The 25300-nt window shown below is 40.4% G+C and carries 20 protein-coding genes and 2 tRNA genes; 16 read left to right on the top strand and 6 right to left on the bottom strand.

Annotated elements, in window-relative coordinates; all coding sequences use genetic code 11:
- Positions 1–52: 52 nt before the first annotated feature.
- From metH to LXL81_RS20940, 4 genes are all read left to right on the top strand, one after another.
- Positions 53–3877, top strand: coding sequence for a methionine synthase (metH, locus tag LXL81_RS20955; RefSeq protein ID WP_234648717.1), 3825 nt, complete (start codon positions 53–55; stop codon positions 3875–3877).
- A 231-nt stretch (positions 3878–4108) separates the two neighbouring features.
- Positions 4109–4645, top strand: a complete 537-nt coding sequence (locus LXL81_RS20950) for a nuclear transport factor 2 family protein (protein ID WP_234648716.1) — start codon at positions 4109–4111, stop codon at positions 4643–4645.
- Positions 4646–4833: 188 nt separating this feature from the next.
- Positions 4834–6072 (top strand): NupC/NupG family nucleoside CNT transporter, encoded by a 1239-nt coding sequence (locus LXL81_RS20945; protein WP_234648715.1) that lies wholly within the window; start codon positions 4834–4836, stop codon positions 6070–6072.
- 171 nt (positions 6073–6243) lie between these two features.
- Positions 6244–7161 (top strand): YihY/virulence factor BrkB family protein, encoded by a 918-nt coding sequence (locus tag LXL81_RS20940; RefSeq protein WP_234648714.1) that lies wholly within the window; start codon positions 6244–6246, stop codon positions 7159–7161.
- 114 nt (positions 7162–7275) lie between these two features.
- Here LXL81_RS20940 and sppA read toward each other — a convergent pair whose 3' ends face one another.
- Entirely contained in the window at positions 7276–9042 is a 1767-nt protein-coding gene (sppA, locus tag LXL81_RS20935) for a signal peptide peptidase SppA (protein ID WP_234648713.1), read from the bottom strand.
- Between the two features lie 213 nt (positions 9043–9255).
- Here sppA and LXL81_RS20930 point away from each other — a divergent pair, with 213 nt between their 5' ends.
- A complete protein-coding gene (locus tag LXL81_RS20930; protein WP_234648712.1) occupies positions 9256–9765 on the top strand; it encodes a histidine phosphatase family protein in 510 nt (169 codons plus the stop codon).
- Entirely contained in the window at positions 9765–9968 is a 204-nt protein-coding gene (locus LXL81_RS20925; protein ID WP_234648711.1) for a hypothetical protein, read from the top strand. Before LXL81_RS20930 ends, LXL81_RS20925 begins: the two co-directional genes overlap by 1 nt.
- Before the next feature lie 107 nt (positions 9969–10075).
- Here LXL81_RS20925 and xerD read toward each other — a convergent pair whose 3' ends face one another.
- A complete protein-coding gene (gene xerD, locus LXL81_RS20920; RefSeq protein WP_234648710.1) occupies positions 10076–10972 on the bottom strand; it encodes a site-specific tyrosine recombinase XerD in 897 nt (298 codons plus the stop codon).
- Between the two features lie 49 nt (positions 10973–11021).
- Here xerD and aroQ point away from each other — a divergent pair, with 49 nt between their 5' ends.
- Positions 11022–11438 carry a type II 3-dehydroquinate dehydratase gene (aroQ, locus tag LXL81_RS20915; protein ID WP_234648709.1) on the top strand — a complete coding sequence of 139 codons (417 nt, stop codon included), beginning with the start codon at positions 11022–11024 and terminating at the stop codon, positions 11436–11438.
- Positions 11439–11444: 6 nt separating this feature from the next.
- Here aroQ and LXL81_RS20910 read toward each other — a convergent pair whose 3' ends face one another.
- Positions 11445–13934 (bottom strand): M14 metallopeptidase family protein, encoded by a 2490-nt coding sequence (locus LXL81_RS20910; RefSeq protein ID WP_234648708.1) that lies wholly within the window; start codon positions 13932–13934, stop codon positions 11445–11447.
- Between the two features lie 255 nt (positions 13935–14189).
- On the opposite strand from LXL81_RS20910, the gene LXL81_RS20905 reads away from it, so the two are divergent.
- The 4 genes from LXL81_RS20905 to LXL81_RS20890 all read left to right on the top strand — a co-directional run bounded on the left by LXL81_RS20905 (position 14190) and on the right by LXL81_RS20890 (position 17594).
- Positions 14190–14261, top strand: a tRNA-Glu gene (locus tag LXL81_RS20905).
- A 304-nt stretch (positions 14262–14565) separates the two neighbouring features.
- Positions 14566–15627, top strand: a complete 1062-nt coding sequence (locus LXL81_RS20900; protein WP_234648707.1) for an acyltransferase — start codon at positions 14566–14568, stop codon at positions 15625–15627.
- Positions 15628–15640: 13 nt separating this feature from the next.
- Complete coding sequence (locus tag LXL81_RS20895; RefSeq protein WP_234648706.1) at positions 15641–16600, top strand: SGNH/GDSL hydrolase family protein; 960 nt, start codon at positions 15641–15643, stop codon at positions 16598–16600.
- 157 nt (positions 16601–16757) lie between these two features.
- Positions 16758–17594 (top strand): glycosyltransferase family 92 protein, encoded by an 837-nt coding sequence (locus tag LXL81_RS20890; RefSeq protein WP_234648705.1) that lies wholly within the window; start codon positions 16758–16760, stop codon positions 17592–17594.
- A 76-nt stretch (positions 17595–17670) separates the two neighbouring features.
- Here the strand turns inward: LXL81_RS20890 and LXL81_RS20885 are convergent, their stop codons facing one another.
- Both LXL81_RS20885 and LXL81_RS20880 read right to left on the bottom strand, forming a co-directional pair.
- The gene (locus tag LXL81_RS20885) at positions 17671–18060 is read right to left on the bottom strand and encodes a RidA family protein (RefSeq protein ID WP_234648704.1); all 390 of its coding nucleotides are present in this window, start codon (positions 18058–18060) and stop codon (positions 17671–17673) included.
- Between the two features lie 115 nt (positions 18061–18175).
- Positions 18176–18739 (bottom strand): Crp/Fnr family transcriptional regulator, encoded by a 564-nt coding sequence (locus LXL81_RS20880; protein WP_234648703.1) that lies wholly within the window; start codon positions 18737–18739, stop codon positions 18176–18178.
- Positions 18740–19067: 328 nt separating this feature from the next.
- Here LXL81_RS20880 and LXL81_RS20875 point away from each other — a divergent pair, with 328 nt between their 5' ends.
- On the top strand, positions 19068–20162 hold the full coding sequence (locus tag LXL81_RS20875) for a sialidase family protein (protein WP_234648702.1): 1095 nt from the start codon (positions 19068–19070) through the stop codon (positions 20160–20162).
- A 157-nt stretch (positions 20163–20319) separates the two neighbouring features.
- Here LXL81_RS20875 and LXL81_RS20870 read toward each other — a convergent pair.
- A tRNA-Ile gene (locus tag LXL81_RS20870) sits at positions 20320–20393 on the bottom strand.
- Between the two features lie 164 nt (positions 20394–20557).
- On the opposite strand from LXL81_RS20870, the gene LXL81_RS20865 reads away from it, so the two are divergent.
- The 4 genes from LXL81_RS20865 (at position 20558) to lpxA (ending at position 25216) form a co-directional block, all read left to right on the top strand.
- Complete coding sequence (locus LXL81_RS20865) at positions 20558–21790, top strand: HD domain-containing protein (protein WP_234648701.1); 1233 nt, start codon at positions 20558–20560, stop codon at positions 21788–21790.
- Positions 21791–21879: 89 nt separating this feature from the next.
- Positions 21880–22917, top strand: coding sequence for a UDP-3-O-(3-hydroxymyristoyl)glucosamine N-acyltransferase (lpxD, locus tag LXL81_RS20860; RefSeq protein ID WP_234648700.1), 1038 nt, complete (start codon positions 21880–21882; stop codon positions 22915–22917).
- A 98-nt stretch (positions 22918–23015) separates the two neighbouring features.
- Entirely contained in the window at positions 23016–24407 is a 1392-nt protein-coding gene (locus LXL81_RS20855) for a bifunctional UDP-3-O-[3-hydroxymyristoyl] N-acetylglucosamine deacetylase/3-hydroxyacyl-ACP dehydratase (protein WP_234648699.1), read from the top strand.
- A complete protein-coding gene (lpxA, locus tag LXL81_RS20850) occupies positions 24404–25216 on the top strand; it encodes an acyl-ACP--UDP-N-acetylglucosamine O-acyltransferase (protein ID WP_234648698.1) in 813 nt (270 codons plus the stop codon). Before LXL81_RS20855 ends, lpxA begins: the two co-directional genes overlap by 4 nt.
- Positions 25217–25300 lie beyond the last annotated feature (84 nt).

Below are 25300 nucleotides of genomic sequence, written 5' to 3'. Positions count from 1 at the left end.
GCAGATTTAAAAACATGGCGGAATTATTTTTTCGGACTACGATAAAGATATAATGATAACAACTCAGAAGTTTGACATTCGTGAAATATTGAAAGAACGTATTCTTGTGCTTGACGGTGCAATGGGTACGATGATTCAGCGCTATAAATTAGAAGATTACGATTACAGCGGAGAAAGATTCAAGGATTGGGGCCATGATGTGAAAGGTAATAATGATTTGCTTTCACTGACGCGCCCTGATGTGATCAAGGAAATCCATGCGGCATATTTTGAAGCTGGTGCGGACATCGCTGAAACCAATACATTTTCAGGAACTACCATTGCCATGGCCGACTATGGTATGGAGGAACTGGTTTATGAATTAAATTTTGAATCTGCCAGACTTGCCCGCGAAGTTGCCGATGATTTCACAGAGCGTGAGCCCGATAAACCGCGTTTTGTTGCCGGTTCAATAGGACCAACCAACAGGACTGCTTCCTTGTCTCCTGACGTAAATAATCCGGGTTACCGCGCAATCACTTTTGATCAGCTGGTTGAGGCTTATTATGAACAAATCAAAGGTTTGACAGATGGAGGTTGTGATCTTCTTCTGGTTGAAACGGTTTTTGATACACTGAATGCAAAAGCTGCGCTTTTTGCGATAGATAAATTTTTTACTGATGCCAAAAACGGATTGGTGGAAGTTTTGCCAAGCTGGAAAACAGGTGCAGACGGGTTTTTGCCGATCATGGTTTCCGGTACTATTACGGATGCATCCGGCCGTACACTTTCCGGACAAACTACGGAAGCATTTCTTACTTCTATATCACATTTGCCGCTTTTATCGGTTGGTTTGAATTGTGCGTTGGGAGCAGATTTAATGCGTCCTTATGTACAAATTCTGGCGAGTAATTCACCTTTTTATACTTCCGCTCACCCGAACGCGGGTTTGCCAAATGAAATGGGTGAATATGATGAATCACCTGAACAAATGGGTGAGGTGATCGACGGGTTTTTGAGAGATAACCTGATCAATATTATTGGAGGGTGCTGCGGAACTACGCCTGGACATATTCGTGTGATCGCGGATCTGGCCGGGAAATATAAACCAAGAGAAATTCCAAAATCTGAAAAGATCCTGAAGCTTTCAGGTCTGGAACCGATGGATATTACCAAACTTACCAATTTTGTCAATATTGGTGAACGTTGTAATGTGTCGGGTTCTAAAATGTTTGCAAGACTGATCCGTACCGGAAAGTTTGATGAAGCTTTGGCCGTTGCCCGTGATCAGGTAGAAAATGGTGCGCAGGTAATTGATATCAACATGGATGAAGGGATGATCGACGGCGTTGAAGCCATGAAAACCTTCGTAAACCTGATCGCCGCTGAACCGGATATTTCTCGTGTGCCGTTAATGATCGATTCTTCAAAATGGGAAGTGATTGAGGCTGGTTTGAAATGTACACAAGGAAAAGCAATCGTTAACTCAATATCTTTAAAAGAAGGCGAGGAGAAATTTAAAGAATCGGCCAGGGCAGTTTTACGTTACGGAGCTGCGGCTGTTGTGATGGCTTTTGATGAAACCGGACAAGCGGATAACCTGGAAAGAAGAAAAGAAATTTGTGGGAGAGCTTACCGCATTTTGGTTGATGAAGTAGGATTTCCACCGCAGGATATCATTTTTGACCCAAACATCCTGACCGTTGCCACAGGAATGGAAGAGCATAATAATTATGCGGTCGATTTCATCGAATCTGTAAAATGGATTAAGGCGAATCTGCCTTTTGCAAAAGTTTCGGGTGGTGTTTCTAACGTTTCGTTCAGTTTCCGTGGAAATGAACTGGTTCGTGAAGCGATTCATACTGCATTTTTATATCACGCCATCAGAGCGGGTATGGACATGGGAATCGTTAATGCCGGACAACTTGGTATCTATGACGAAATTCCAAAGGATATTCTTGAACTGGTTGAAGACGTACTTTTAAACCGAAATGCAGAGGCTACTGAAAAGCTGGTAAGTTTCGCTGAGACCGTAAAAGACAAAGGAAAAGTGGCGACCGGCCCGGATCTTAGCTGGAGAGAATTGCCGGTGAGAGAGCGGATCAGCCATGCTTTGGTAAAAGGTAATGCCGATTATATTGAAATTGATGTTGAAGAATGTCTTCCTATGTTTTCGCGTCCGCTGGAAATCATCGAAGGTCCGCTGATGGACGGGATGAGTATTGTTGGAGATTTGTTTGGCGAAGGAAAAATGTTTCTTCCGCAAGTGGTAAAATCTGCCCGTGTAATGAAAAAAGCGGTTGCATTTTTACAACCTTATATTGAAGCAGAAAAACAGGAAGGATCGTCATTTGCAGGTAAGATTTTGCTGGCAACAGTAAAAGGGGATGTCCATGATATTGGTAAAAATATTGTGGGTGTTGTGTTAGGTTGTAACAATTATGAGATTATAGATCTTGGTGTGATGGTGCCGACGGACAAAATCCTGGCGGCGGCTATTGAACATAATGTTGATATTATCGGTCTTTCAGGATTAATTACGCCATCGCTTGACGAAATGGTGGGTGTTGCCAAAGAAATGGAACGCCGCAATTTTAAAATGCCGCTATTGATCGGTGGTGCAACGACATCGCGTATTCATACAGCTGTAAAGATTGATCCGAATTATTCAGGCGCTGTAATTCACGTTCTCGATGCTTCACGGTCTGTTCCGGTTGCCGGAAAACTGATCCAGAGTGATCTGAGCCAGTCGCAGGTTTTGTCTGATATCAAAGTAGAATATGCAAAACTTCGTGATGATCATGCGAAAAGAGGGGGGGAGAAGGCGCATCATTCTATTGAAAAATCACGTGAAAATAAGGTAAAAATTGACTGGAAAAATTTCAAGGCAATAAAACCGCAGTTTTTGGGAACACGTGTTTATGACGATTACGACCTTGCTGAAATAGCAAAATATATCGACTGGACTCCATTTTTCCAGACCTGGCAGCTGCACGGAAAATATCCAAAGATATTTGAAGACAAGGTGGTCGGTGAAGAAGCTTCTCGTTTATTTGAAGATGCAGCGGTACTTTTAGGACAAATCATTCGTGATAAAAGTTTGAAAGCACGTGCTGTGATCGGTTTCTGGCCCGCAAATTCTATTGGTGACGATATCGTTCTGCATCATTATCAGGAGGAAGTAAAACAAACATCCTGTGAACGTCATGGTTCGCATGAGCATATTGAATATAAAATCAGTCAGCATACGCTTGAACAAGTAAATGGAGGCGAGTTGGTGAATGATACCATGAAGGTTTTACATCACTTACGTCAGCAAAGTGAAAAAGCAAAAGGTCTGGCAAATTATTGTTTGTCCGATTTTATAGCACCGCTTGAAAGTGGTCATCTGGATTATATCGGAGGATTTACGGTCACAGCTGGCGTTGGTATCGAGGCTTTGATCGAAAAGTATGAAGCTGATCATGATGATTACAACAGTATCATGGTAAAAGCTTTGGCAGACCGTTTGGTTGAAGCCTTAACAGAACTTATGCACGAACGCGTGCGAAAAGAAATCTGGGGACATTCTCCGGAAGAAAATTTTACGAATGAAGAGCTGATCAAGGAAGCGTATACCGGTATTCGTCCGGCCCCGGGATATCCGGCAAGTCCTGATCATACAGAAAAACGTATGTTATTTGATTTGCTTGAAGCTGAAAAACTGGGTGTTACACTTACGGAAAGCTACGCCATGTACCCGGCAAGCAGCGTAAGCGGATGGTATTTCTCTCATCCGGAGAGTCGCTATTTCCCGGTTGGGAAAATCTTTAAAGATCAGGTTGAAGATTATGCAAGAAGAAAAAATATGCCGCTGGAAGAAATTGAGAAATGGCTTGCTCCGGTTTTAGGTTATTAATAGTAGTAAGGTTCAATTTGCAAAAGAGAGACGGGAAACCATCTCTCTTTTTTTGTTTTTAACTGCATTGTTACTTTTCACGTAGATATACGTACATAGGTAAAGTATTAATACGCTAAATTTTGTAGAAAATATTTAAAACCTTTGTAAGCTGCTGATACTGTTTATGATGTATCAACGTTTGTATTTATAGCCAGGAAGAATTTAAGAAAAGCAACATACACATTAGCCATGAAAAGGAATATTTTAATCTTTATTTTTCTGATTTTAGGTGCCACTTCTTTCAAGTACAGGTCTAAAACGCAAGCAGGTATTTTGAATCCGGATACACGGGTATTGATTGAACAAACAGGAGATTCGTCACAAGATTCGGGCCTGGAAATAAAGACAGAAAACGATGAGATAAGAAGTCTGGAAAATCAGGAAAGAGAAGCTTATATACATGGTGATACAACAAAACTTTCCCGGTTATGGTCTTCTACTCTTGTAGTAACAAATCCGGATAACAGTGTCGAAACGCTTTCAGACATTAAAACTGATTTGTTTAAAAACAAAGTGTCGATTGTTCCGTTTGACCGTATCATCGAAAAAATTACGATTAATTACAACATGGCTGTTGTAATGGGTCATGAAACCACCACCGCTACAATGACTTCTGATAACCAGCAAAATGTTGTTACCAGAAGATTTACCAACATCTGGATAAAAAATGGAAATGACTGGAAACTAACTGCACGCCAGGCTACTAACATCTCCAACATTCATTAAGACCTGGTTATTTCCGGGTTTTTTATTTTCAATAATGTCTTCCAGGTAAAGTATAAGACATTAAGCGAAAAATTTATTGTTAATCCGGGATCTGAAAAAGGTCAAAATCTTATTTTGCATAACCTGTAACTTACATAAGAATTGTTTGTTATTTTGCATCTTGGTTTTGTGGGTAACAAATAATTTTCATGGAAAGATTTACTGGTCTGTTTGGTATAGCATTGATTTTGGGTATTGCTTTTGCAATGTCAAACAATCGTAAAGCAATTAATTATCGTACGGTTGGCGTTGGTCTGGCAATTCAGTTTGGACTTGCAGTATTTATTCTTCGCACCGATACGGGTCAGGCAATATTCCAGTGGTTAGGTGCAAAAGTTCAGAAATTACTCTCTTTCTCAGACAAAGGTGCTGATTTCGTGTTTGGTACGCTCGTTCGCCCCGAACTGATGCAAAAGGCGTTTGGGCCGGGAAATGATTTTGTATTCTTTTTTAAGGTAATTCCTACGATCATTTTTGTTGCTGTTCTTGTCAATATGCTTTATCATTTGGGCATTATGCAGCGGATCGTTTCCATCATGGCACGTGGCGTATACTGGTTGATGGGTGTTAGTGGGGCGGAAGCAGTTTCCAATGTTGCCAGTACTTTTGTTGGTCAGGTTGAGGCTCAGATCATGATCAAACCTTACCTGAAAAACATGACAAATTCAGAACTTCTGGCCTCCATGACGGGAAGTTTTGCCTGTATAGCGGGTGGCGTAATGGCAGTTTATATTTCTCTTGGTGTTCCCGCGCCTTATCTGATTGCGGCCAGTTTAATGGCTGCTCCCGGCGCCTTGGTAATCTCTAAAATTGTATTTCCCGAAACGGAACAGTCTAATACCAAAGGCGCTGTAAAACTTGAAATCAAAAAATCACATGCGAATTTGCTGGATGCTATCGCCGCAGGAGCGGGTGAAGGATTAAAAGTCGGGTTTAATGTTATTGCGATGTTAATCGGTTTTATCGCACTTGTGGCGCTACTTGATTATTTGCTGGGGTTAATTGGAGGTGTTTTTTCCTTCCCGCAGTTAAGTTTTAATTTCGTTTTAGGAAAAATATTTTCAGTTTTTGCGTGGGCCATGGGCGTTCCTTCCAAAGATATTGAAGCAGCCGGTTCTCTAATGGGTACCAAAATGGTGATTAATGAATTTGTTGCTTACCTGGATATGGTAAAAATGAAAGATACACTAGATCATAAAACCATTGTAATCACAAGTTTTGCACTTTGCGGATTTGCCAATTTTAGCTCGATTGCGATCCAGGTAGGAGGTATTGGAGAGTTGGCTCCTTCACGCCGGGCAGATTTGGCGCGTCTTGGTTTTAAAGCACTGATATGCGGAACACTCGCATCATATATGTCAGCGACTTTGGCTGGGTTGCTTTTGTAGTTGTTATTAACTTTTTTGGAATGTATAAAAGAAGTCAGCACCTGGTGTTGACTTCTTTGTTTTGAATCTTGTCAAAATAAATTTAACTCTTTCTTATTATATCATTAGATCTATTGGCATGATTATATTCGCATCCAAAACACACGCAGTATTAATTAAAACAGACCTCCTATGAAACAAATCAAATTTGCCTTCACACTATTATCCGATAGTTTTAATGAATTTATGAACGACAATGGACTCAAACTGAGTGCTGCTTTGTCTTATTATACCGTTTTTTCACTTGCACCCATGCTTCTGGTCATCATTTCGGTGCTAAGTATATTTTTTGGAAGGGACGCAATTCAGGGAGAATTGTTTGATCAGATCCGGGGATTGGTTGGTGATAATGCCGCGGCGCAGTTGCAGGAAATTCTGAAAAATGCACAGGTTTCAAATAAATCAGGTGTTGCTGCCGCTATTGGAGTTGGTACCTTACTGATTGGTGCGACCGGGGTTTTTGCTGAAATTCAGGATTCAATCAATTATATATGGTCGATTAAATCAAAACCAAAAAAGGGTTGGTTACAGTATCTGAAAAACCGGCTGCTTTCGTTTTCTATTATTCTGACACTCGGATTTTTGTTGTTGGTATCTTTGGGTGTTAATGCGATGGTTGATCTTTTAAGTTCCAGATTGCAGCAATACTTCTCTGAAGCATCGGTTATATTGTTTTACATCGTAAATCTGGCTGTTGTGCTTGCCATTATTACAGCACTTTTTGCTGTGATATTCAAGGTGCTTCCTGACGGATTCCTACGCTGGAAAGAGTGTCTTGTTGGAGCAGGGTTTACAGCTGTTCTGTTTTTGGTTGGTAAATTTGTAATAACTTTTTATATTGGTAAAGCAGATTTGGGTGCAACTTACGGTACTTCCGCTTCCATTGTCATCCTGCTTACCTGGGTTTATTATTCTTCAATCATTCTTTATTTTGGTGCTGAATTTACCAAGGTTTATGCCAAACTGGATGGTGTCGGGATTGCACCAAATCAACATGCCGTTTTGGTTATAAGAAAAGAAATTGACGAGGAAACCGGGAAGGCGGTTTAAACATTTTGCCACGAATACACGAATTTTCACGAATAAATATTCGATGTATATAATAGAAAATCCCTGACCGAAACTTCGATCAGGGATTTTCTTGTCCTTTTATTTATTACTAAATTATCTGATTATCAATTCGTAAGGTAATCTGGTTTGCATTCCGCCCATGTTCATCAGTTTTTTATACATCTTCACATAAGTAGACAATTCACCCAGATTTCTGTCCAGTACTTTATCTTCTGAGCCTCCCATCATTTTACCCAGCAATTCTTCAAACGGCTTTTTCTTTTCAGGAAAATAACGAACGCGGTAATCGCCCTCGCTCAATTTTGCAGCTTTTGCAGCGATGACGATTGCATCGTCGATTCCGCCTAAAACATCAACAAGTCCATTTGCTTTTGCTTCGGTTCCGGACCAGACACGTCCTTGTGCCAGGCTTCTCAATCTTTCAACAGGCATTTTTCTGCCGGCTGCTGCTTTTGAAGTGAAATTGGCATAACCTTCATTGACATTTTTCTGGATCATCGATTTCTCAAATTCCGTCATGTCGCGGGTTGCCGTTGGCCAATCGGCGTGTTCACTTGTTTTAACAGCATCAAAAGTTACACCCAGCTTGTTATTCATAAAATCTTTTACATTGAATATCAAACCAAAAATTCCAATAGAACCGGTGATCGTATTAGGTTGGGCCACAATTTTATCACAACCCATTGCCATATAGTATCCTCCCGAAGCAGCAACATCCGACATGGATGCAATGATTGGTTTCTTTTTCGATGTAACCTGAATTTCTCTCCACATCACATCCGAAGCAAGTGCGCTTCCGCCCGGAGAATTGATACGAAGCACGATTGCCTTAATCTTGTCGTTATCACGTGCTTTTTTCAATTCCTTGATAAAATCATCCGATCCGATAGATTCATCGCTTCCTTCTCCGGAATTGATTTCACCTTCTGCTACAATAACGGCAACACGGTTGTTATAATCACCATCTTCCGGTGTTACGTCTGATTTTATATATTTATCAACTCCTATGTAAGAGATATTTTTCTTCTCTTCGATACTCAGTTCTTTTTTGATACTGGTTTCAAATTCATCCCAATATCCTAAATTTGTTACCAGTTTGTTTGCCAAAGCCGCCTTAGGATTATCAATCGAAAGTGAATCAGCATAACCTTTTAATACAGGAACTGCTATACCACGGGATTTGGAAATGTTGGTCAGGAAATTACCATAAATCGCACCGATCAGTTCTGCTGATTGTTTTTTACTTGAATCACTCATATTCTCACGAATAAAAGGCTCGATCGCGCTTTTGAAAGACCCAACCCGGAATATTTCAGGTTTGATATCCAGTTTGTCAAATGTTCCTTTGTAAAAACTATATTCAGCCGACATCCCGTTCCATTCCATGTCGCCAGCCGGGTTCAAATATATTTTATCTGACAAGGAAGCCAGATAATATCCTTTTTCTGTGAATGACTCACCGTAGGCAACGACAAACTTTTTAGATTTTTTGAATTCCAGAAGCTGGTTTCTTATTTCTTCCAAAGTCGCCCATCCAGCTTGTGGATTTTCTGCTTTCAGATAAATCCCTTTGATTTTGTCATCCTTCTGTGCATTTTTCAAAGCATCTTTAATGTCTTTCAAACCCGTAACATTTTCGTTTCCGGAAAAAGGACCGCCAAGTTCTGACAATGGATTTTCAACGCCAACTTCTGCGATGGGTTTATTGAGGTCGAGTTTTAAAACCGATTTATCTTCAACAACAACTTTCTCCTCCGACGAAAGCTTAGAACCTATGCCAATGAGAATGAAAAACGACAGTATAAAGAAGACCAGAATACCGACCAGGGTTGCAAAAACGTATTTAAAGAATTGTAACATAATGGATATATAGCAAAGATTTTGAGTTTTTCAGATATTCAATTAACAAAATTAACTATTTATTGTGCCAGGTAGGTTAACAAATAATGTCCGAAGGCAATTTTAGTGAAATGAATGGTTATATTTTCATGTAGCTAATTCTTTCTTTTTTATTTCCTTGCAAATCCTCGGATTGGCTCGATCAGATTCATTATTTTTGTACAAATTATAGCAATGAAAAGAACACTTATACTTGTGCGCCATGGTGCTGCCGAAGACCAGAAACTGATGGTCCGGGATTTTGAACGCGAATTGGTTGGTAAAGGCAAAACAGATTCTTCTGCCATGGGCAGATGGCTCGCTTCAAAAAATATATTTCCTGACCGTTTTATTTCAAGTCGCGCCGCACGTGCCGCACAAACGGCGGTGATCATGGGTGACCAGCTGCATTTTCAGGCTTCGGATATTGTGTTGGAAGATGTTTTATATGATGGAGGTGCACGTGGTTATCTGGCTGTGGTGAATGCAATACCTGCGGAAAGTGAAGTGGTTGCCTTGTTCGGGCATAATCCGGATATAACCTATTTTGCTGAGTATCTGTCTGGCGCGGATCTGGATTCTATGTCAAAGGGCAGTCTTGTAATCATTGAATTTGATAATCTGGAATGGGCGGAAGTTTCTGCCAAAACCGGGACTTTTATTTTGTATCAATCTCCCAAACAACTGCGGGACTCAATTCAGTAATGGAAACTCCAAATCGTAACCGTCGGATCTTTATCACCGTATTTATCCTTTTTGTGGCACTCTTCATTTACATTTCCTACGATATGTCGAGCCGGACTACGGCTCCCTGGAACAAACCGAAGCAATTGGAACGTGCATTGCCAGGCGCACTTCCTGAAAAGGATACGCTGGGGATTGATTCGCTTTTGAAGGAGGTGAAATAGGGTTGCCAGGTTTGGTCAGGAAGTTGTCAGGGGTTGTCAGGAAATTGTCAATTATCGTCAGGGGCTTGTCATTGGTTGTCATAAATGGTCAGTATTTGTTGTGGCAACTAAGATCTTGGGTGGAATTCGGTGATGATTTGTCTTAGGTAATCTCTGTCCAGGTGGGTGTAGATTTCTGTTGTGGTGATGGATTCGTGGCCGAGCATTTCCTGGACCGCTCGTAAACTGGCGCCGCCTTCAATTAAATGGGTGGCAAAAGAATGGCGGAAGGTATGCGGACTAACATTTTTTGCAATTCCCGCTTTTTCTGCAACATCTTTGATGATCAGGAATACCATCACCCGTGAAAGTTGTCCGCCGCGGCGATTCAGGAAAACGATATCCTCGCTGTCTTTTTTGACTTCAATTTCCTTTCTTACATGTTCCAGATATAGTTCGACATATTTTATAGCTTCTTTTCCAATCGGGACAAGTCTTACTTTATCTCCTTTTCCTAAAATCCGGATGAAGCCTATATCAAAATAGCAGAAGGTTAATTGCAGTCCGATCAGCTCGGAAACACGTAGACCTGAGCTGTATAAAACTTCTATAATTGCCCGGTTTCTGGTTCCTTCCGGCGTGGAATGATCAATGGCGTTGAGCATTTGCTCAATTTCATCATAAGACAAAACATCAGGAAGTTTTCTTGGCAAACGCGGTGCTTCGATTAATTCTGTCGGATCTTCTGAAATCTCGTTTTCGAGCAATAAATATTTATAAAATGCCTTAATACCCGAAAGCATCCTGGCCTGGGAATGTGCAGTTAATCCTAATTCTGACAAATATTTTAAAAAAGCTAAAAGATGTTCCTCTTTTGTCTCAGCCGGAGATACGTTTATTGCGGCGAGTTCGATATATTCAGCAAGTTTTTCTACATCGCGAACGTAGGCCTGAACCGAATTGTCGGAAAATGACCTTTCCAGGCGCAGGTAGTTTTTAAAATGTTTGATGTAGCTTTGCCACATAATTTCACTGGATGTTTAATCTTATAAATGTAAGGCCCGAATCTTTTTTATGAAAAAAATCTTAATTCTCAACGGTCCGAATCTCAATCTTTTAGGAACACGTGAGCCTACGGTATATGGAAACCAGTCGTTCGAAGATTATTTTAAGGGTTTAAAAAACGAGTTTCCCAAAACGCAGCTTCATTATTATCAGTCCAATCATGAAGGCGATTTAATTGATAAGATCCATGAAGTAGGTTTTACTTTCGACGGTATTATTGTGAACGCAGGTGGTTATTCTCATACTTCAATCGCCCTGGCCGACGCACTTTCTGCGGTTACTACGCCGGCCGTTGAAGTTCATATTTCAAACGTTTACACCCGTGAGCCTTATCGTCATCACAGTTATCTGACAGATCGCTGCAAGGGACTGGTAACCGGTTTAGGCTTAAAAGGTTATGAACTTGCGCTTAGATATTTTTTATAAATCCGATTATCTGAAAACTGCATTACTAAAAAGTATTTTGCCATTGTAAAGCATTCCACGGAAAAGAGGATCATCCATCAGATATGTGATTTTTCCCTGTCCCATCTGCTGAACGCCCATGATCAAAGTATTTTTTAGTTTTTCGGTTGCCTTGTTTCCTACAAAACCGGCTTTGTAAGCCGTGTCTGTAAGGTAACCAACATTCCAGCCGTCTGTCAGGTAATCCATATTGTAGGCATTCCTTACAATGGTGAAATAATCCTTGCTGCAACCAAACGAAAGCGGATGTGTAGCGTCAAGCGTTACCTGGAACATGCTGCCCGGAGATGTCGTGCTAGCTTCCTCTCTTTCCTGTTCTCCAAACTTTTTAAAAGTATCCAGGTCTTTTTTATGGCTTGTTACTTTTTTGGTAAGGTCAAATCCTGGTTTGTTCAAAAATGCATCATTTGCGTTTTCCATAACAATAAGTCTGCCGCCTTTTTTTACCCAGTCCTGCAAAGTGGCCAGTAATTTGTCATTTAGAATATTGGCATAATTTCCACTTGGTAAAATCAAAACATCAACCTGATCAAAAGGAAGTTGAGAAAGTTTTTCCTGTGAAATCAATGTCAGCGGATATTTTATTTGTTGTTCAAAATAATGCCATACTGCACCTACAGCCGTAGGTGAAATGCCGTCTCCAACTATTGTTACAATTTTTGGCGGCCGAATGGTGACCACTTCGTCCGAGCCAAAACTGGCTCCCGCTGTTACGCCGCCTGTTGCCACGGGAACAAGTTTGACAAAATGTTTTGTAGCCAACTCGGTTACCAGACTATCAAAATTGTTCACATAATTTCCTTTTTTGGTAATGATCAAAGTCCCGGCTTCGAAGGTCATTTTATTTGTTTCAAAAGGAATATTAGATGAACGAACCAGAATTTTTCTTTTCAACAATTCAGAAAGAAAAACGGCGTCATTGACACTGTTCCATTTTGCGAGGTAAGCATAAGGTGAAGCAGCAGGAATTTTGTTTTCAATTTTTTCAGGTTGATAGGCTGCCGGAACGTATTTTTCTTTTAAGCCAAAAGTCTTGATTCCGTATAAATATGAAATTCCCCAGCTGGTAATATCGTACGTAATGGAATCTTCAAGAACTGGTTTTGTTTCAAAAAGAATTTTAAGCAGATTGGATTTTGGCTGGTAAGCGCTGATCAAAAGATCGTTGCTTTCCATTTTTATATTTTGATCTGATAGCGTAGTCAGTTCCGTTCCTTTTACGGCGAGATTTTTACCGGCGATACCATATTCAAAACCTTGTTTGGAAAGCCATTCGGTAAAAGACCTTACGCGCTCCTCATTTCCCTGAGCTTTGATAAGATAAGTCTTATATGTGCCAATCGGTTTTTGGACTGCATTTTCGTAAAAACTATTAAACTCAGAAACCATTTTATCCTTATTGGTAGAAACAGTTTCAAGAGTCGCCACACTCGTCACATAATGGTGTTCTATTCTGTTTTTCAAAGTCAGCGTATCATTTTCATCCGGGCGTTCAATGGCTAACCCGGCGCGGCCTCCGCCACCTTGCTCATATGTCATCCCGATTGCTCCGTTATAGGTTGGCCAGGTATCGCCATAACTTGGATAGAACAAATCATATTCCTTTTTGGAAAAATAAGTCCAGTTGTTCTGATCAAAATATTTCCGGCAATTTGCGCCCAGAATCTCATTGAACTCACGCTGCCATTTGGTGATATCCTGATGAAAAGGTTTGGCGGCAGGAGGGAAGTAATAACTTCTGTTCGGGCCCATTTCGTGGAAATCGGCGTGCAGATGCGGCAACCACTGGTTATATAAAACGATGCGTTCCTGTGTTTCCTTTTGTGTTTGCCAGGCCCAGTCACGGTTCAGGTCAAACAGATAATGGTTAAATCTCCCACCCGGCCATGGTTCATTATGTTCCAAAGCAAATGGAGTAACATCCGGCACTTCATTTTGAACACGGTTATACCATTGCACATAACGGTCGCGACCGTCTGGATTAATACAAGGATCAAGAATGACTATCGTATTTTTTAAAACATCCTGCATCGAACGGTTGTCCTTATTCAGCAGTTCGTAAATCACTTTCATGGAAGTCTCAGAAGATACCGCTTCGTTTCCATGAACATTATAACTCAGCCAGGCAATTGCCGGCGTTTTGCTGTCTGTTTTTACGGTTTGATTTTTCGTACTTTTAATATGATCCAAACGAATTTCTTCCAGGCGTGGAAAGTTTTCAGGTGAGGCGACGATAAAAACCATCAGCGGCCTGCCTTCATTGGTACTGCCATATTGTATAGCTTTAACCTGACCGGGATTTTGAGCGGCGATGGTCTTGAAATAATCGAGAACCTGATAGTGGAAGGAGAATTTGCTGCCCAGCGGGTGCCCCAGAAATTGTTCCGGCGTTTTGTTTTGGGCATTTGCATGAAGTATTACAAAAGATAATATAAGACCGTAAATGTATCTTATCATGATGGAGCGAAGATTTTAGAAAGTTAACCTTCCAAATTTAATAAGTAATGTGAATTTACAGCTATGTCGAAATAATTAAAAAAAAGTTTTGAATTGAAGTCTCTGAAAATCAGTTTGGTAAAAATTATCTTTCATTTATTTTTCTAAACCATTTGGATATAAAAAATCAACCGTGCATATTTGCACCACGATAACGGAAACGGAGTTGTAAAACGAAAGAAAAGTGCGATTCGCATACGAAGTAGGAGACCAGTCGGCCCATTCGTCTAGCGGTTAGGACACGACCCTTTCACGGTTGAAACAGGGGTTCGATTCCCCTATGGGTCACAAAACCGTGTGAGAGTAATAGTTTTCAATCACATCACAATCGAGTTAAGTTATTCGAGAAGCCTACTGAAAAGTGGGCTTCTTTTTTTGGTTTTGGGCTGCATTTTTTCGACTGGCCAAATCTTTTTTTTATCTCCTGTTTATTTGACTTAGTTTTGTGCTGTGCTGATTTTTCAACTTAAAATAGTAATAAGACGAATTTAGTGACCGACTGTTGATTTATCAAAAATGAAAGTCCCGGACTTTTTGTTTGGTCATGATATCCCGAATTAAGACGCTCAATACCCTAAGCATTCCTGTATACATGCATTTAAATAACTTCAACTTTTTAAGATTCTTAGCTGCAATTCTGGTTATTTTTGGACATTCTTATCCTCTTGCAGGATATGGGAATCTGGACTACATACAGGAAATAACCGAAGGCTTGTTCCCGACTGCTCATATTGGAGTTTGTATATTTTTTTCTATCAGTGGTTATCTGATCGCAAAAAGTTTGATATCTAGTAAAACCTATCTGAGTTTTTTGTGGAAACGTTTTATCAGGATTATGCCGGGGTTAATCGTTGCAGTTCTGTTTACGGTGCTTGTCATTGGCCCTTTATCCACCACGCTTTCGCTTTCTCAATATTTCAGCAGCCGGGAAACGTTAGCCTATTTAAAGGTTATCAAAATATTCCCGCATTATAATGATAGTCTTCCCGGCGTTTTTAAAACTTTACCTACATCCATGGTCAACGGTTCGTTGTGGACTTTGGCCTACGAGGTTACTTGTTATGCTTTCTTACTTGTAGGACAGATTATATTCAGGAAACACCTTAAATGGGTAGTTCTGTCAATTTTTCTTGTACTCTGGGGCTCTTTCTTTTTCTGGCACGATACTCTTGCTGACAATCCGGCAATGATCCGGATCATTCATTTAAACTGGGGAGCCTTATTTGATTTTGGATTATACTTTTTGGTAGGTAGCCTTTTATATTTTTACAGGGATTTTATCAGTTACCACTGGGCATGGTTGGCTGCTGCTTTTGCGATATTTATGTTGTCCTATATATTGTCGTCCAAACTGGGCATTACTTCCCTGAACAGCATCGTCTGGGTTCGATATGTCGTTCTTCCATACGCAACGATTTCGATTGGATTTACCAAAAGCCCTCTCAATTATTTTGGAAAATTTGGTGACATTTCCTACGGCTTGTATATCTATGCATTTCCTGTTCAACAACTTATTTTGTTTTGGTACGGTCCGGAAAAAATTTCGATTCCGGAAATGTTCCTGTATTCTTTAGTATTAGTTTTACCTCTGGCATGGCTTTCATGGAAGTATGTTGAAGAACCTGCGCTGAAAAGGAAAGATGCGATAAAATAGGTTATATCTAAATATGATGCACAGACTCTTATTATTTGGTATTTTATTGATGTTTTGGAGATGCGCAAGCACGGATCAGCCTCAGCCGGCTCCTGAACCTGTTGAGCCGGTTAAAATTGACTCATGCCTGAATTTACCAGACAACAGTGCCATTAAAACCTTTAATCTTGAGACGCCTGTATTCACAAATCTTACGGATAGTTTGAGTTATGGTACAAAAGTGTACCTGCTTCCTGACACAACGCTGAATGCAGCAATAACCGAAATCAGTGTAGATAGTGGTAAAATCTGGGTACCTGCGAAATGTCTGACTTTGACGAATTCTGGAGAAGTCTGGGCCCGCAGAAGGTATGATAAACTGACATCTCCGGTTGCAAAAAAATCATACGTTATATATTATAAAAGAGTCCTGATTGTAGGGAATAGTATAACAGGTCACGGTCCTGCGCCTGAACTGGGCTGGACAGGCGACTGGGGAATGGCAGCGAGTAGTGCTGAAAAAGACTATGTGCATATCATATCTAAAAAACTTCGGGCGTTAAATCCAAACGTTGAGATTAAGATCCAGTATGCAGTCGAGTTTGAAAGGACCTATTCCGGATTTGATTATAAATCTTTGGAAAGTCTGGCAGATTATAAGCCCGATCTTATCATTATGAGAATTGCGGAAAATACAGATGTGGATTATATCTATGACTACGAAAACAGATATACAAACTACGTCGCAAAACTTACCTCAAAAACGGATGCAAAGGTGATTTGTACTACCAGTTTTTGGAAAAGTAAATCGGGAGTGACTGCGGTAATAAAAAAGGTGGCTTCGGACAAAGGCTATTATCTGGCAGATCTTACGCCACTCTGGTCGGATAACAGTTATTCTGCCATCGATCTTTTTTTAAATCCGGATGTTGGCTCGCATCCTTCCGATAAGGGTATGAAGGCAATCGCAGACCTGATCAGTGTTTACTTTTAAGTGTTATTGAACAGGATTCATAAACTCCTCTCTCAGATAATTTCTTCAATTTTAAAAATGCCGTTTGGTACCAATTATTCTTTATAACATTGCTGCCGGAATAAAATTATGAGACATTTACGTCGGCACATCAATTTTGTAAAAAAGCAGTTTATATATGATTTTTGGTGGATTTCGAATTGAAGATTTATTTAGCAGACTAAGAAATAAAAACAAGCCGGGTGACTATTATCTGACACTTTGCTGTATTGTCAAGGACGAGAATGAATATTTGAAAGAATGGATTGAATATCATATAAAAATCGGAGTTCAGCATTTTTATATTTACGACAATGAAAGCAAAATACCTGTTACCGATACTTTAAAAAAGCTGGATCTGTTAAAATTTGCGACTGTAATAAAGGTTTATGGAAAAGCTAAACAAGTAGTTGCTTACAATGATTGTTTGGCCAGACAGAGGAAATCTTCCCAATGGATCGGGTTTATAGATGTTGATGAATTTATAGTTCCTAAAAGCACGAATGGCGATTTACAAATTTTTCTTCGGGATTTTGAACAATTTGGAGGAGTCGGAATTAATTGGCTTGTCTTTGGATCCAGCGGTCATTTAAAAAGAACAGGCCGCCCCCAGCTGGAAAGTTTTATAAATAGATCAGAACTGAGTTTTCCCGTAAACCGGCATGTGAAAGTCATAGTACAAACCAGATATGTCAAACGGTCAATAGGTGCGCATTTATTCAGTTTTAAAAAACCGTATTTCGCGGTTAACGAAAATGGAAATAAGATAACAACTTCATATTCAGATATCAGTGTAGATAAAATTCAGATCAATCACTATTACTGCCGCTCACTGGAAGAATATCAGGATAAGGTTAACAGAGGTTTGGCAGATACTTCAAGAGGAAAAAGGGAAATCGAACATTTTCATAATCACGATTCAGAAGCGAATAGGGTTGAGGACAGGACCATCCTGGGGATTTTTGAGAAAGAATAGAATTTCCCGGCTACAATGATAATTATCGGTATCATTTTTCCTGTATGACACCGATAATTATTATCAATTCCTCAAATTATTTCACAACCGTTGCTTCCAATTCTACTTTTAAGGTTTCAAAAAGGCTGGTGACTTCTAACAAAGTAGTCGCTTGTTTAATATCATGTTTGGTAATCCACTCCTGAAATATGGAGAAGTTGGGCCAGAGCTCTGCTGTTGAAGTGGTGTAAATATTTAACCGGACAATATTTTTACATTCAAAGCCAGCCTCGCTAATTACTTGTTCCAGGTTTTGCAGAGCCAGGATTAATTGGGATTTCATGTCTTCGTTACTAGACGTGCCGTCAGCATATATGGCGGTCTGCCCGGAAACGTAGAGCGTACTTTCAACATTTTTTACTTCGACAGCCTGGACATAACTACGTTCGTCCTGCCATTGCCAGGGATTGATGATTCTTTTTTCCATGTTATTAAGATTTTGCCGTGCAGGCATTGTTTGAAAATTTGCACTGCAAAGTTCTCATTAGCACATGGAATGAGTTGTTGACAATTCTCACAATTCTGAAGTGAGGTATGTCACACTAAGTTGATAATCTGCTGAGTGTTTCGCGGGAAACGCCCAGATATGAAGCAAGAAGACTTTTTGGTACGCGCTGAACAAGTGCAGGATATTGTTTGAGCAACTGTTCGTAACGCTCTTTTGCGTTTGACGTCATTGAAGATATAATTCGCCGTTGTGCTGCCAGAAATCCAAAATTTGCTTTTTGAAGAAAGAAACGTTCCATTTTTTGAAGGCTTTCACATAACTTTTTGTAATCATCGAGCAACAGGCATAAGACTTCTGTATCTTCAATACATTCCAGTGACATCGTGGCTTCGGTTTGCGTATAATAGGCGTTGAAATCGCTTTCCCACCAGTCTTCCATGGCAAAGGAAACAATGTGCTGCTTTCCGGTGTCATCTGTATAAACCAACTTCAAAAGTCCTGAAATAACAAAATAATGGTATTTCACTAAATCCCCTTCCTGAATCAGGAATTGATGTTTTTTATATTTTTTGATTGAAAAATGGGTGGATATGAAGGCAAACTCATCATCGGTGAGGGGGACTACTTTTTCGATATGTGTTCTGAGTTTTTCGCGCATAAATTAGAGGCGGATACTAATGGTATAGGTTTTAGAAGGATAAATTGAGGTGTTAAAAATAGGTATGTTTTTATGATAAGCGATTAGTGGTACATCTAAAATTTGTGACCATTAGTGCTGAGTCATAGGCTACGGGGCAAAAAACCACTTAAATCCGATCTCGGATAAGGTTTATTGATATCGAACGTTGTTGCATCAAGTTCGGGTGTGGTGATCCTAACCGTTACTACGCCACATAGCGTAATGATGGAATTTTGTATAGTAAAAGTAAATTGACAGGCCTAGGCCTTTTTAAAGAATATACTATATTTTGATAAAACTTTAAGAGATGATGTTGTTAAAATTGTTGACTGGCATTTTTGGTTTTTTTGCCTTCTTGTTAAGTTATAATGATACGAGGCCTATTAATACAATTGGATCAGAACAAGTGCTGGGAACAGGTAGCCAGCCAGAAATAAGTGTTGATGCAAAAGGGATTATGCATATTGTATATGGTGCCAAGAATGGGAATGAACGGGACCTTTACTATATATTTTCAGATGACGGAGGTAAATCATATTCCAGTCCGGTACTGCTGGGTAACTTTTCCCAGATGGGCCTGGGAATGGGCAGAGGGCCGCAGCTTACAACCACTAATGACTACACCATAGTTACCGTTGGTGATCACCATGGTAATCTGTATTCTATGAGCCTTTCCAATGCAAACAAAGAATGGTCTAAACCTGTTAAGGTCAATGATGCGGATTCGACCGCCAAAGAAGCATTGTCTGCCATCTGTGCTGGTAAGAATAATCTGGTTTATACTGCCTGGCTTGATACAAGGCTTGGCAATAATAATTTATATGGCTCGCTCTCAAAGGATGGAGGGCTGACCTGGGGTAAGAACCAGTTGATTTACAAAGGTGAACAAAAAGGAATCTGTGAGTGCTGTAAACCGTCGGTTGCAATGGGTCATGATGGTGTTCTATATGTTATGTTCCGTAATAAGCTTAACGGAGCGCGGAACATGTACCTGATCAGCTCCAAAGACAATGGAGCGCATTTCGACAAAGCCAGGAAGCTGGGGTCGGGTGACTTCATGATTAACGGCTGCCCTATGGATGGTGGGGACTTGTCAGCCGATCCAAGTGGGAGGCTCATTACCGTATGGAGGCGGCAGCTGGATATTTTTATGGCTGAACCTTCAAAACCAGAAATAAAACTTGGCAGTGGCCGCACACCGGTAACCGTACAAACCAGCAAAGGCCCGGTAATTGCATGGCATGAGGGCGAGATCATACAAATTAAAAATACGGATAGCAAGAATTCGTTTAAGTTGGCAAAAGGCCAATATCCTAAGCTTGCATTAGCTAATGATAAAAAATCGATATTTTGTGTGTATGAACTGGATGGGCAGATTATGCTCAAGTCTTTTCGGCTCTGATCAGAGTTTCTGATAATATTAGTATCTCCAATCCATATTCCTATTGGAAGTTAATTAAAAGCAAAGGGCAGTTTTTTGGGTCCCAAAAAATAATTTGAAGTGATCTGAAAGTAAAAAACCGCCTATACCATGAGTAAAGGCGGTTTTGAAAGACTTGTGGGCCCACCTGGAATCGAACCAGGCACCTACTGATTATGAGTCAGTTGCTCTAACCGAATGAGCTATAGGCCCGTTTATTTTCTTTTAAATCGAAATAACCACCTACTGATTATGAGTCATTAGCTTTCTACTTCGGACTGCAAAATTACTCAAATCGATTAAATCTCCAAATGATTATCATAAGATTTCATTCTTTTCTGCGTTCGTAGTTTACTACTTTTGCAAAAAAAGAAGTTTTGAATAAGAGAAAAATAATCAACGACCCGGTTTACGGCTTCATCACCATTTCTTCGGATTTACTCTTTGATTTGGTTGAACATCCTTATTTCCAGCGTTTAAGAAGAATTAAACAGCTTGGTTTGGCTGACCTGGTTTATCCTGGCGCGCTGCATACTCGTTTTCACCATGCGTTGGGTGCCATGCATTTAATGAGCCTGGCTTTGCGGGCCTTGCAGGAACGGGGACATTTAATTTGGGAACCCGAAATTGAAGCTGCCCAGGCTGCTATTCTTTTACATGATCTTGGGCACGGGCCTTTCTCACATGTGCTGGAAAGTGTGCTTTTGCCGGGTGTGGAACACGAGTCCGTCACTTTGGCGATGATGAAAGAGCTCAACAGGCAAATGGACGGACGTCTGGATATTGCCATTCAAATGTTTGAGGGTGTGTATCCCAGAAAGTTTTTTCACCAGATGATTTCCAGTCAGCTTGATATGGACCGGATGGATTACCTGAATCGTGACAGTTTTTATACGGGTGTTATCGAAGGCTCCATTGGTGCTGATCGCCTTATAAAAATGCTGGACATCAGTCAGGATCAGCTGGTAGTTGAAGAAAAAGGGATTTTAAGTATAGAAAATTTTCTTCATGCGCGGCGGCTGATGTATTGGCAGGTTTATCTGCACAAAACTTTACTGAGCGCGCAGGCGATGCTTACCGAAATTCTGAGACGGGCCCGTGAATTATCTTCCCAAGGCGAAAACTTATTTGCGACATCGGATTTTTCCCGGTTTCTCCATCATAATTTCACACTTGCTGATTTTGAACAGAACATCGATTTGTTAGAATCTTTCAACAATCTGGATGATAACGACGTATGGGCTTCTGTAAAAGGATGGGCGAAACACCCCGATGAAGTTTTGTCCACACTTTGTAAAAGCTTGCTGGACAGGCATTTATTTAAAATCAGTTTTTTTAGTACAATTCCCGGAGAAGAAATTTTGAAGCCGATTAGAGAAAAACTTTTGTCCGCCGGTGTTGCCGAAAATCAATTATCCTACTTCCTGATTACAGGAGAAACAACAAATTCTGCCTACGAGAAGGAACAGGACCCCATAAAGGTCAAAATGAAAAATGGCACTTTGCTGGATATTGCCGATGCTTCCGACATTCCAACGATCGAAGCACTCACTAAGATTGTCCGCAAGTATTATGTATGTTGGGGTAAAAATGTATCTTTGCGTGGTTAGTGAGGATGTCAATTCTTACACAATAAAAAGAGCCATTTTTATAAATAGCTTTATTACTTACAAAGACGTTACCAGAAATTAGCCGAAATATGAAATTTACTGTCAGCGAGATTGCAAAGATGCTTGATGGAACTACCGTTGGTGATGACACAGTTACAATTGATTCGGCTGCAAAAATAGAAGAGGGTCAGCCAGGTTGTATCTCTTTTCTAGCCAATAGTAAATACGAACCCTATATCTATACCACACAGTCTTCGGCCGTAATTGTTAACAAGGATTTTGTTCCAAAACAGGATATAGACGCTACTTTAATCTATGTAGAAAATGCCTATACTGCCTTTACTGTCCTTCTTGAAGAATATCAGAAACGTATTGCAAGCGGAAAAAGCGGTATAGAACAGCCAAGTTTTATCGGAGAAAACAGTGAAATGGGCTTGTTCGGTTACCGTGGAGCATTTTCCTATATCGGGCGTAATTGTAAGATTGGAAACAATGTTAAAATATATCCGAATGCTTATCTGGGAGATGGAATTGAAGTTGGAGATAACAGCATAATTCACCCTGGCGTAAGAATTTATGATAATACCATAATTGGTAAAAATTGCTGTATTTTCGCCAATACTGTAATTGGAGGTGATGGTTTTGGCTTTGCTCCACAGGCAGATGGTTCATACAAAAGAATTCCGCAGCTGGGTAACGTAATCATTGAAGATGATGTCAGTATTGGCTCTAATTCAACTATTGATTGTGCCACGATGGGTTCAACAATCATCAGAAAAGGAGTAAAAATTGACAATCTGGTTCAGATTGCGCATAACGTTGAGATTGGTAAAAACACTGTTATTGTATCTCAGGCTGGAATTGCCGGCTCAACACGCGTCGGTGAGCAATGTGTTATTGGCGGCCAGGTTGGTCTTGTCGGGCATATTACCATTGCTAATAACACCAAAATCGGAGCGCAGTCAGGTATAGGGAAATCGATCAAAAAAGAAGGATTATCACTTTCAGGATCGCCTGCGAGAGATTTGACAGAACATTTGAGATCTATGGCTTTGACGAGACGATTGCCTGAATTGGAAGAAAGATTGAAAGAACTTGAACGTAAGCGAGAAGTTTCTGAACATTAAAAATATAGAAAGGAATTAAATAATTAAGTTTGGGTTATAAACGCTCAGATTTTGGCAACCGCGAGCCCCGCAGCCTTTTAGTAGATTAGGAGAATATAATGAACGAAAAACAACAAACCATTAAGAAATCCGTATCAGTTACGGGAGTGGGTTTACACACGGGTGTCGTGGCAACGATGACTTTTGTTCCTGCCGCAGCCAATCACGGTTATAAATTTCAACGTGTTGATTTACCAAATCAGCCTATTGTTGACGCAGATGTTGATAATGTGGTAGACTTGTCCCGCGGGACAACCATTGAACAAAATGGTGCCCGTATCCATACTGTCGAACATACGCTTGCTGCTTTGGTAGGTTTGCAGATTGACAATGTCCTGATACAGCTGGATGGTCCTGAGCCTCCGATCATGGATGGAAGTTCTATCAAATTTATCGATGCATTAATGGATGCCGGTATTGAGGAACAAAATGCTTACCGTAACTATTTCGAAGTTCCGGAATACGTTCATTATAAAAACAAGGAAAATGACATCGAGATGGCTGCTTTGCCACTCTCTGATTATAGATTGACGGTCATGGTTGATTACAATTCCAAGGTAATCAGCAGTCAGCATGCTTCATTGAACGATATTACTTTGTTTAAAGACGATATCGCAAAATGCCGGACATTTGTGTTTTTGCATGAACTTGAAGCATTGTATAAACAAAATCTGATCAAAGGAGGAGACCTTACCAACGCCATTGTCATTGTGGACCGTGACGTAAAAGAAGGTGAACTGGATCATTTGTCTCAGTTGCTTAACAAGCCGAAAGTAAGTGTTGACAAAACGAAGGGAATTCTGAATAATGTAGAATTGCATTACCCGAATGAAATGGCCCGCCACAAACTGCTGGATCTTATTGGTGATCTTGCGCTGATTGGCCGGCCTATAAAAGCCCAGATTCTGGCAGCACGTCCGGGACATGCTGCAAACGTAGCACTGGCAAAAAAGATAAAAAAACTCATCAAGTCAGGAAAAGGAGATATTCCTTCTTATGACCCTAATAAAGCACCGGTTCTTGATATCAAGCAAATTGGTGAGTTACTTGCGCATCGTTATCCTTTCCAGATGATTGATAAGATCATTGCCCTGGATGAAAATAGCGTGGTGGGTGTCAAAAATGTAACCATCAATGAGGAATATTTCGTTGGGCACTTTCCTGGAAATCCTGTAATGCCAGGTGTTCTTCAATTGGAAGCCATGGCCCAGACCGGAGGTATTCTGGTATTGAGCAGTGTGCCGGATCCTGACAATTACTGGCCTTATTTAATTGGAATAGACGCTTGCCGTTTCCGTAGAAATGTTTTCCCTGGTGATACTGTGATATTCAAATGTGTTTTTACCTCGCCGATGAAACGCGGTATCGTAAAAATGAGCGGCCGGGGATATGTGTCCGGACAGCTGGTGTGTGAAGCAGATATGATCGCAAGTCTAGTAAAGAAAAAATGACACAACAGTTAGCATATATTCATTCAGACGCGAAGATCGCTGCGAATGTAGAAATCGAACCTTTCGCTATGATACATGCAGATGTAGAAATAGGTGAAGGTACCTGGATAGGCTCACATGCAGTAATAAATGCAGGTGCGCGAATCGGGAAAAATTGCCGTATATTTTCCGGAGCTGTGATTTCGTCAACACCTCAGGATTTAAAATATAACAATGAATACACGCTGACCATTATTGGCGATAATACCATTGTACGTGAATATGCAACCATCAGCCGTGGTACAGAGGAACACTGGAAAACGGTGGTTGGATCTGGCTGTTTGATTATGGCTTATGCGCACGTAGCACATGATTGCCGTGTAGGAAATAATTGTATCATTGGAAATAATGTGCAAATGGCGGGTCACGTTCACGTGGACGACTGGGCGATTGTGAGTGCGATGAGTGCTGTACATCAGTTTGTTAAGATCGGTGCGCATTCTTTTGTTTCAGGAGCTTCTCTTGTGCGTAAAGACGTTCCGCCATTTACAAAAGCTGCCCGTGAGCCAATTTCTTATGCTGGTATCAACTCCGTTGGCTTACGCCGCAGAGGTTATAGCAACGAGAAAATCATTGAGATCCAGAACATTTACCGGTATATTTACATGCGCGGCCTGAACAACGCCGAAGCATTACAAAAAATTGAACTAGAATTACCTCCATCAAACGAACGCGACGAAGTTGTAAACTTTGTGCGTAATTCAGAAAGAGGAATCATGAAAAGCCCATTCCAGACTTACGGAACCGGAGACACGGAGTCCCAGTCATAAGATAAGTAAGACAAAAAAAGAGCCCATTTTTCAACCAAAAAATGGGCTCTTTTTTTGCATTCACTCATTCTACCCTTCAATCAT

It is taken from the genome of Dyadobacter sp. CY356, assembly GCF_021440195.1.
In the GTDB taxonomy this organism is placed as follows: domain Bacteria; phylum Bacteroidota; class Bacteroidia; order Cytophagales; family Spirosomataceae; genus Dyadobacter.
This window is presented reverse-complemented; position numbering and strand designations above follow the sequence as displayed.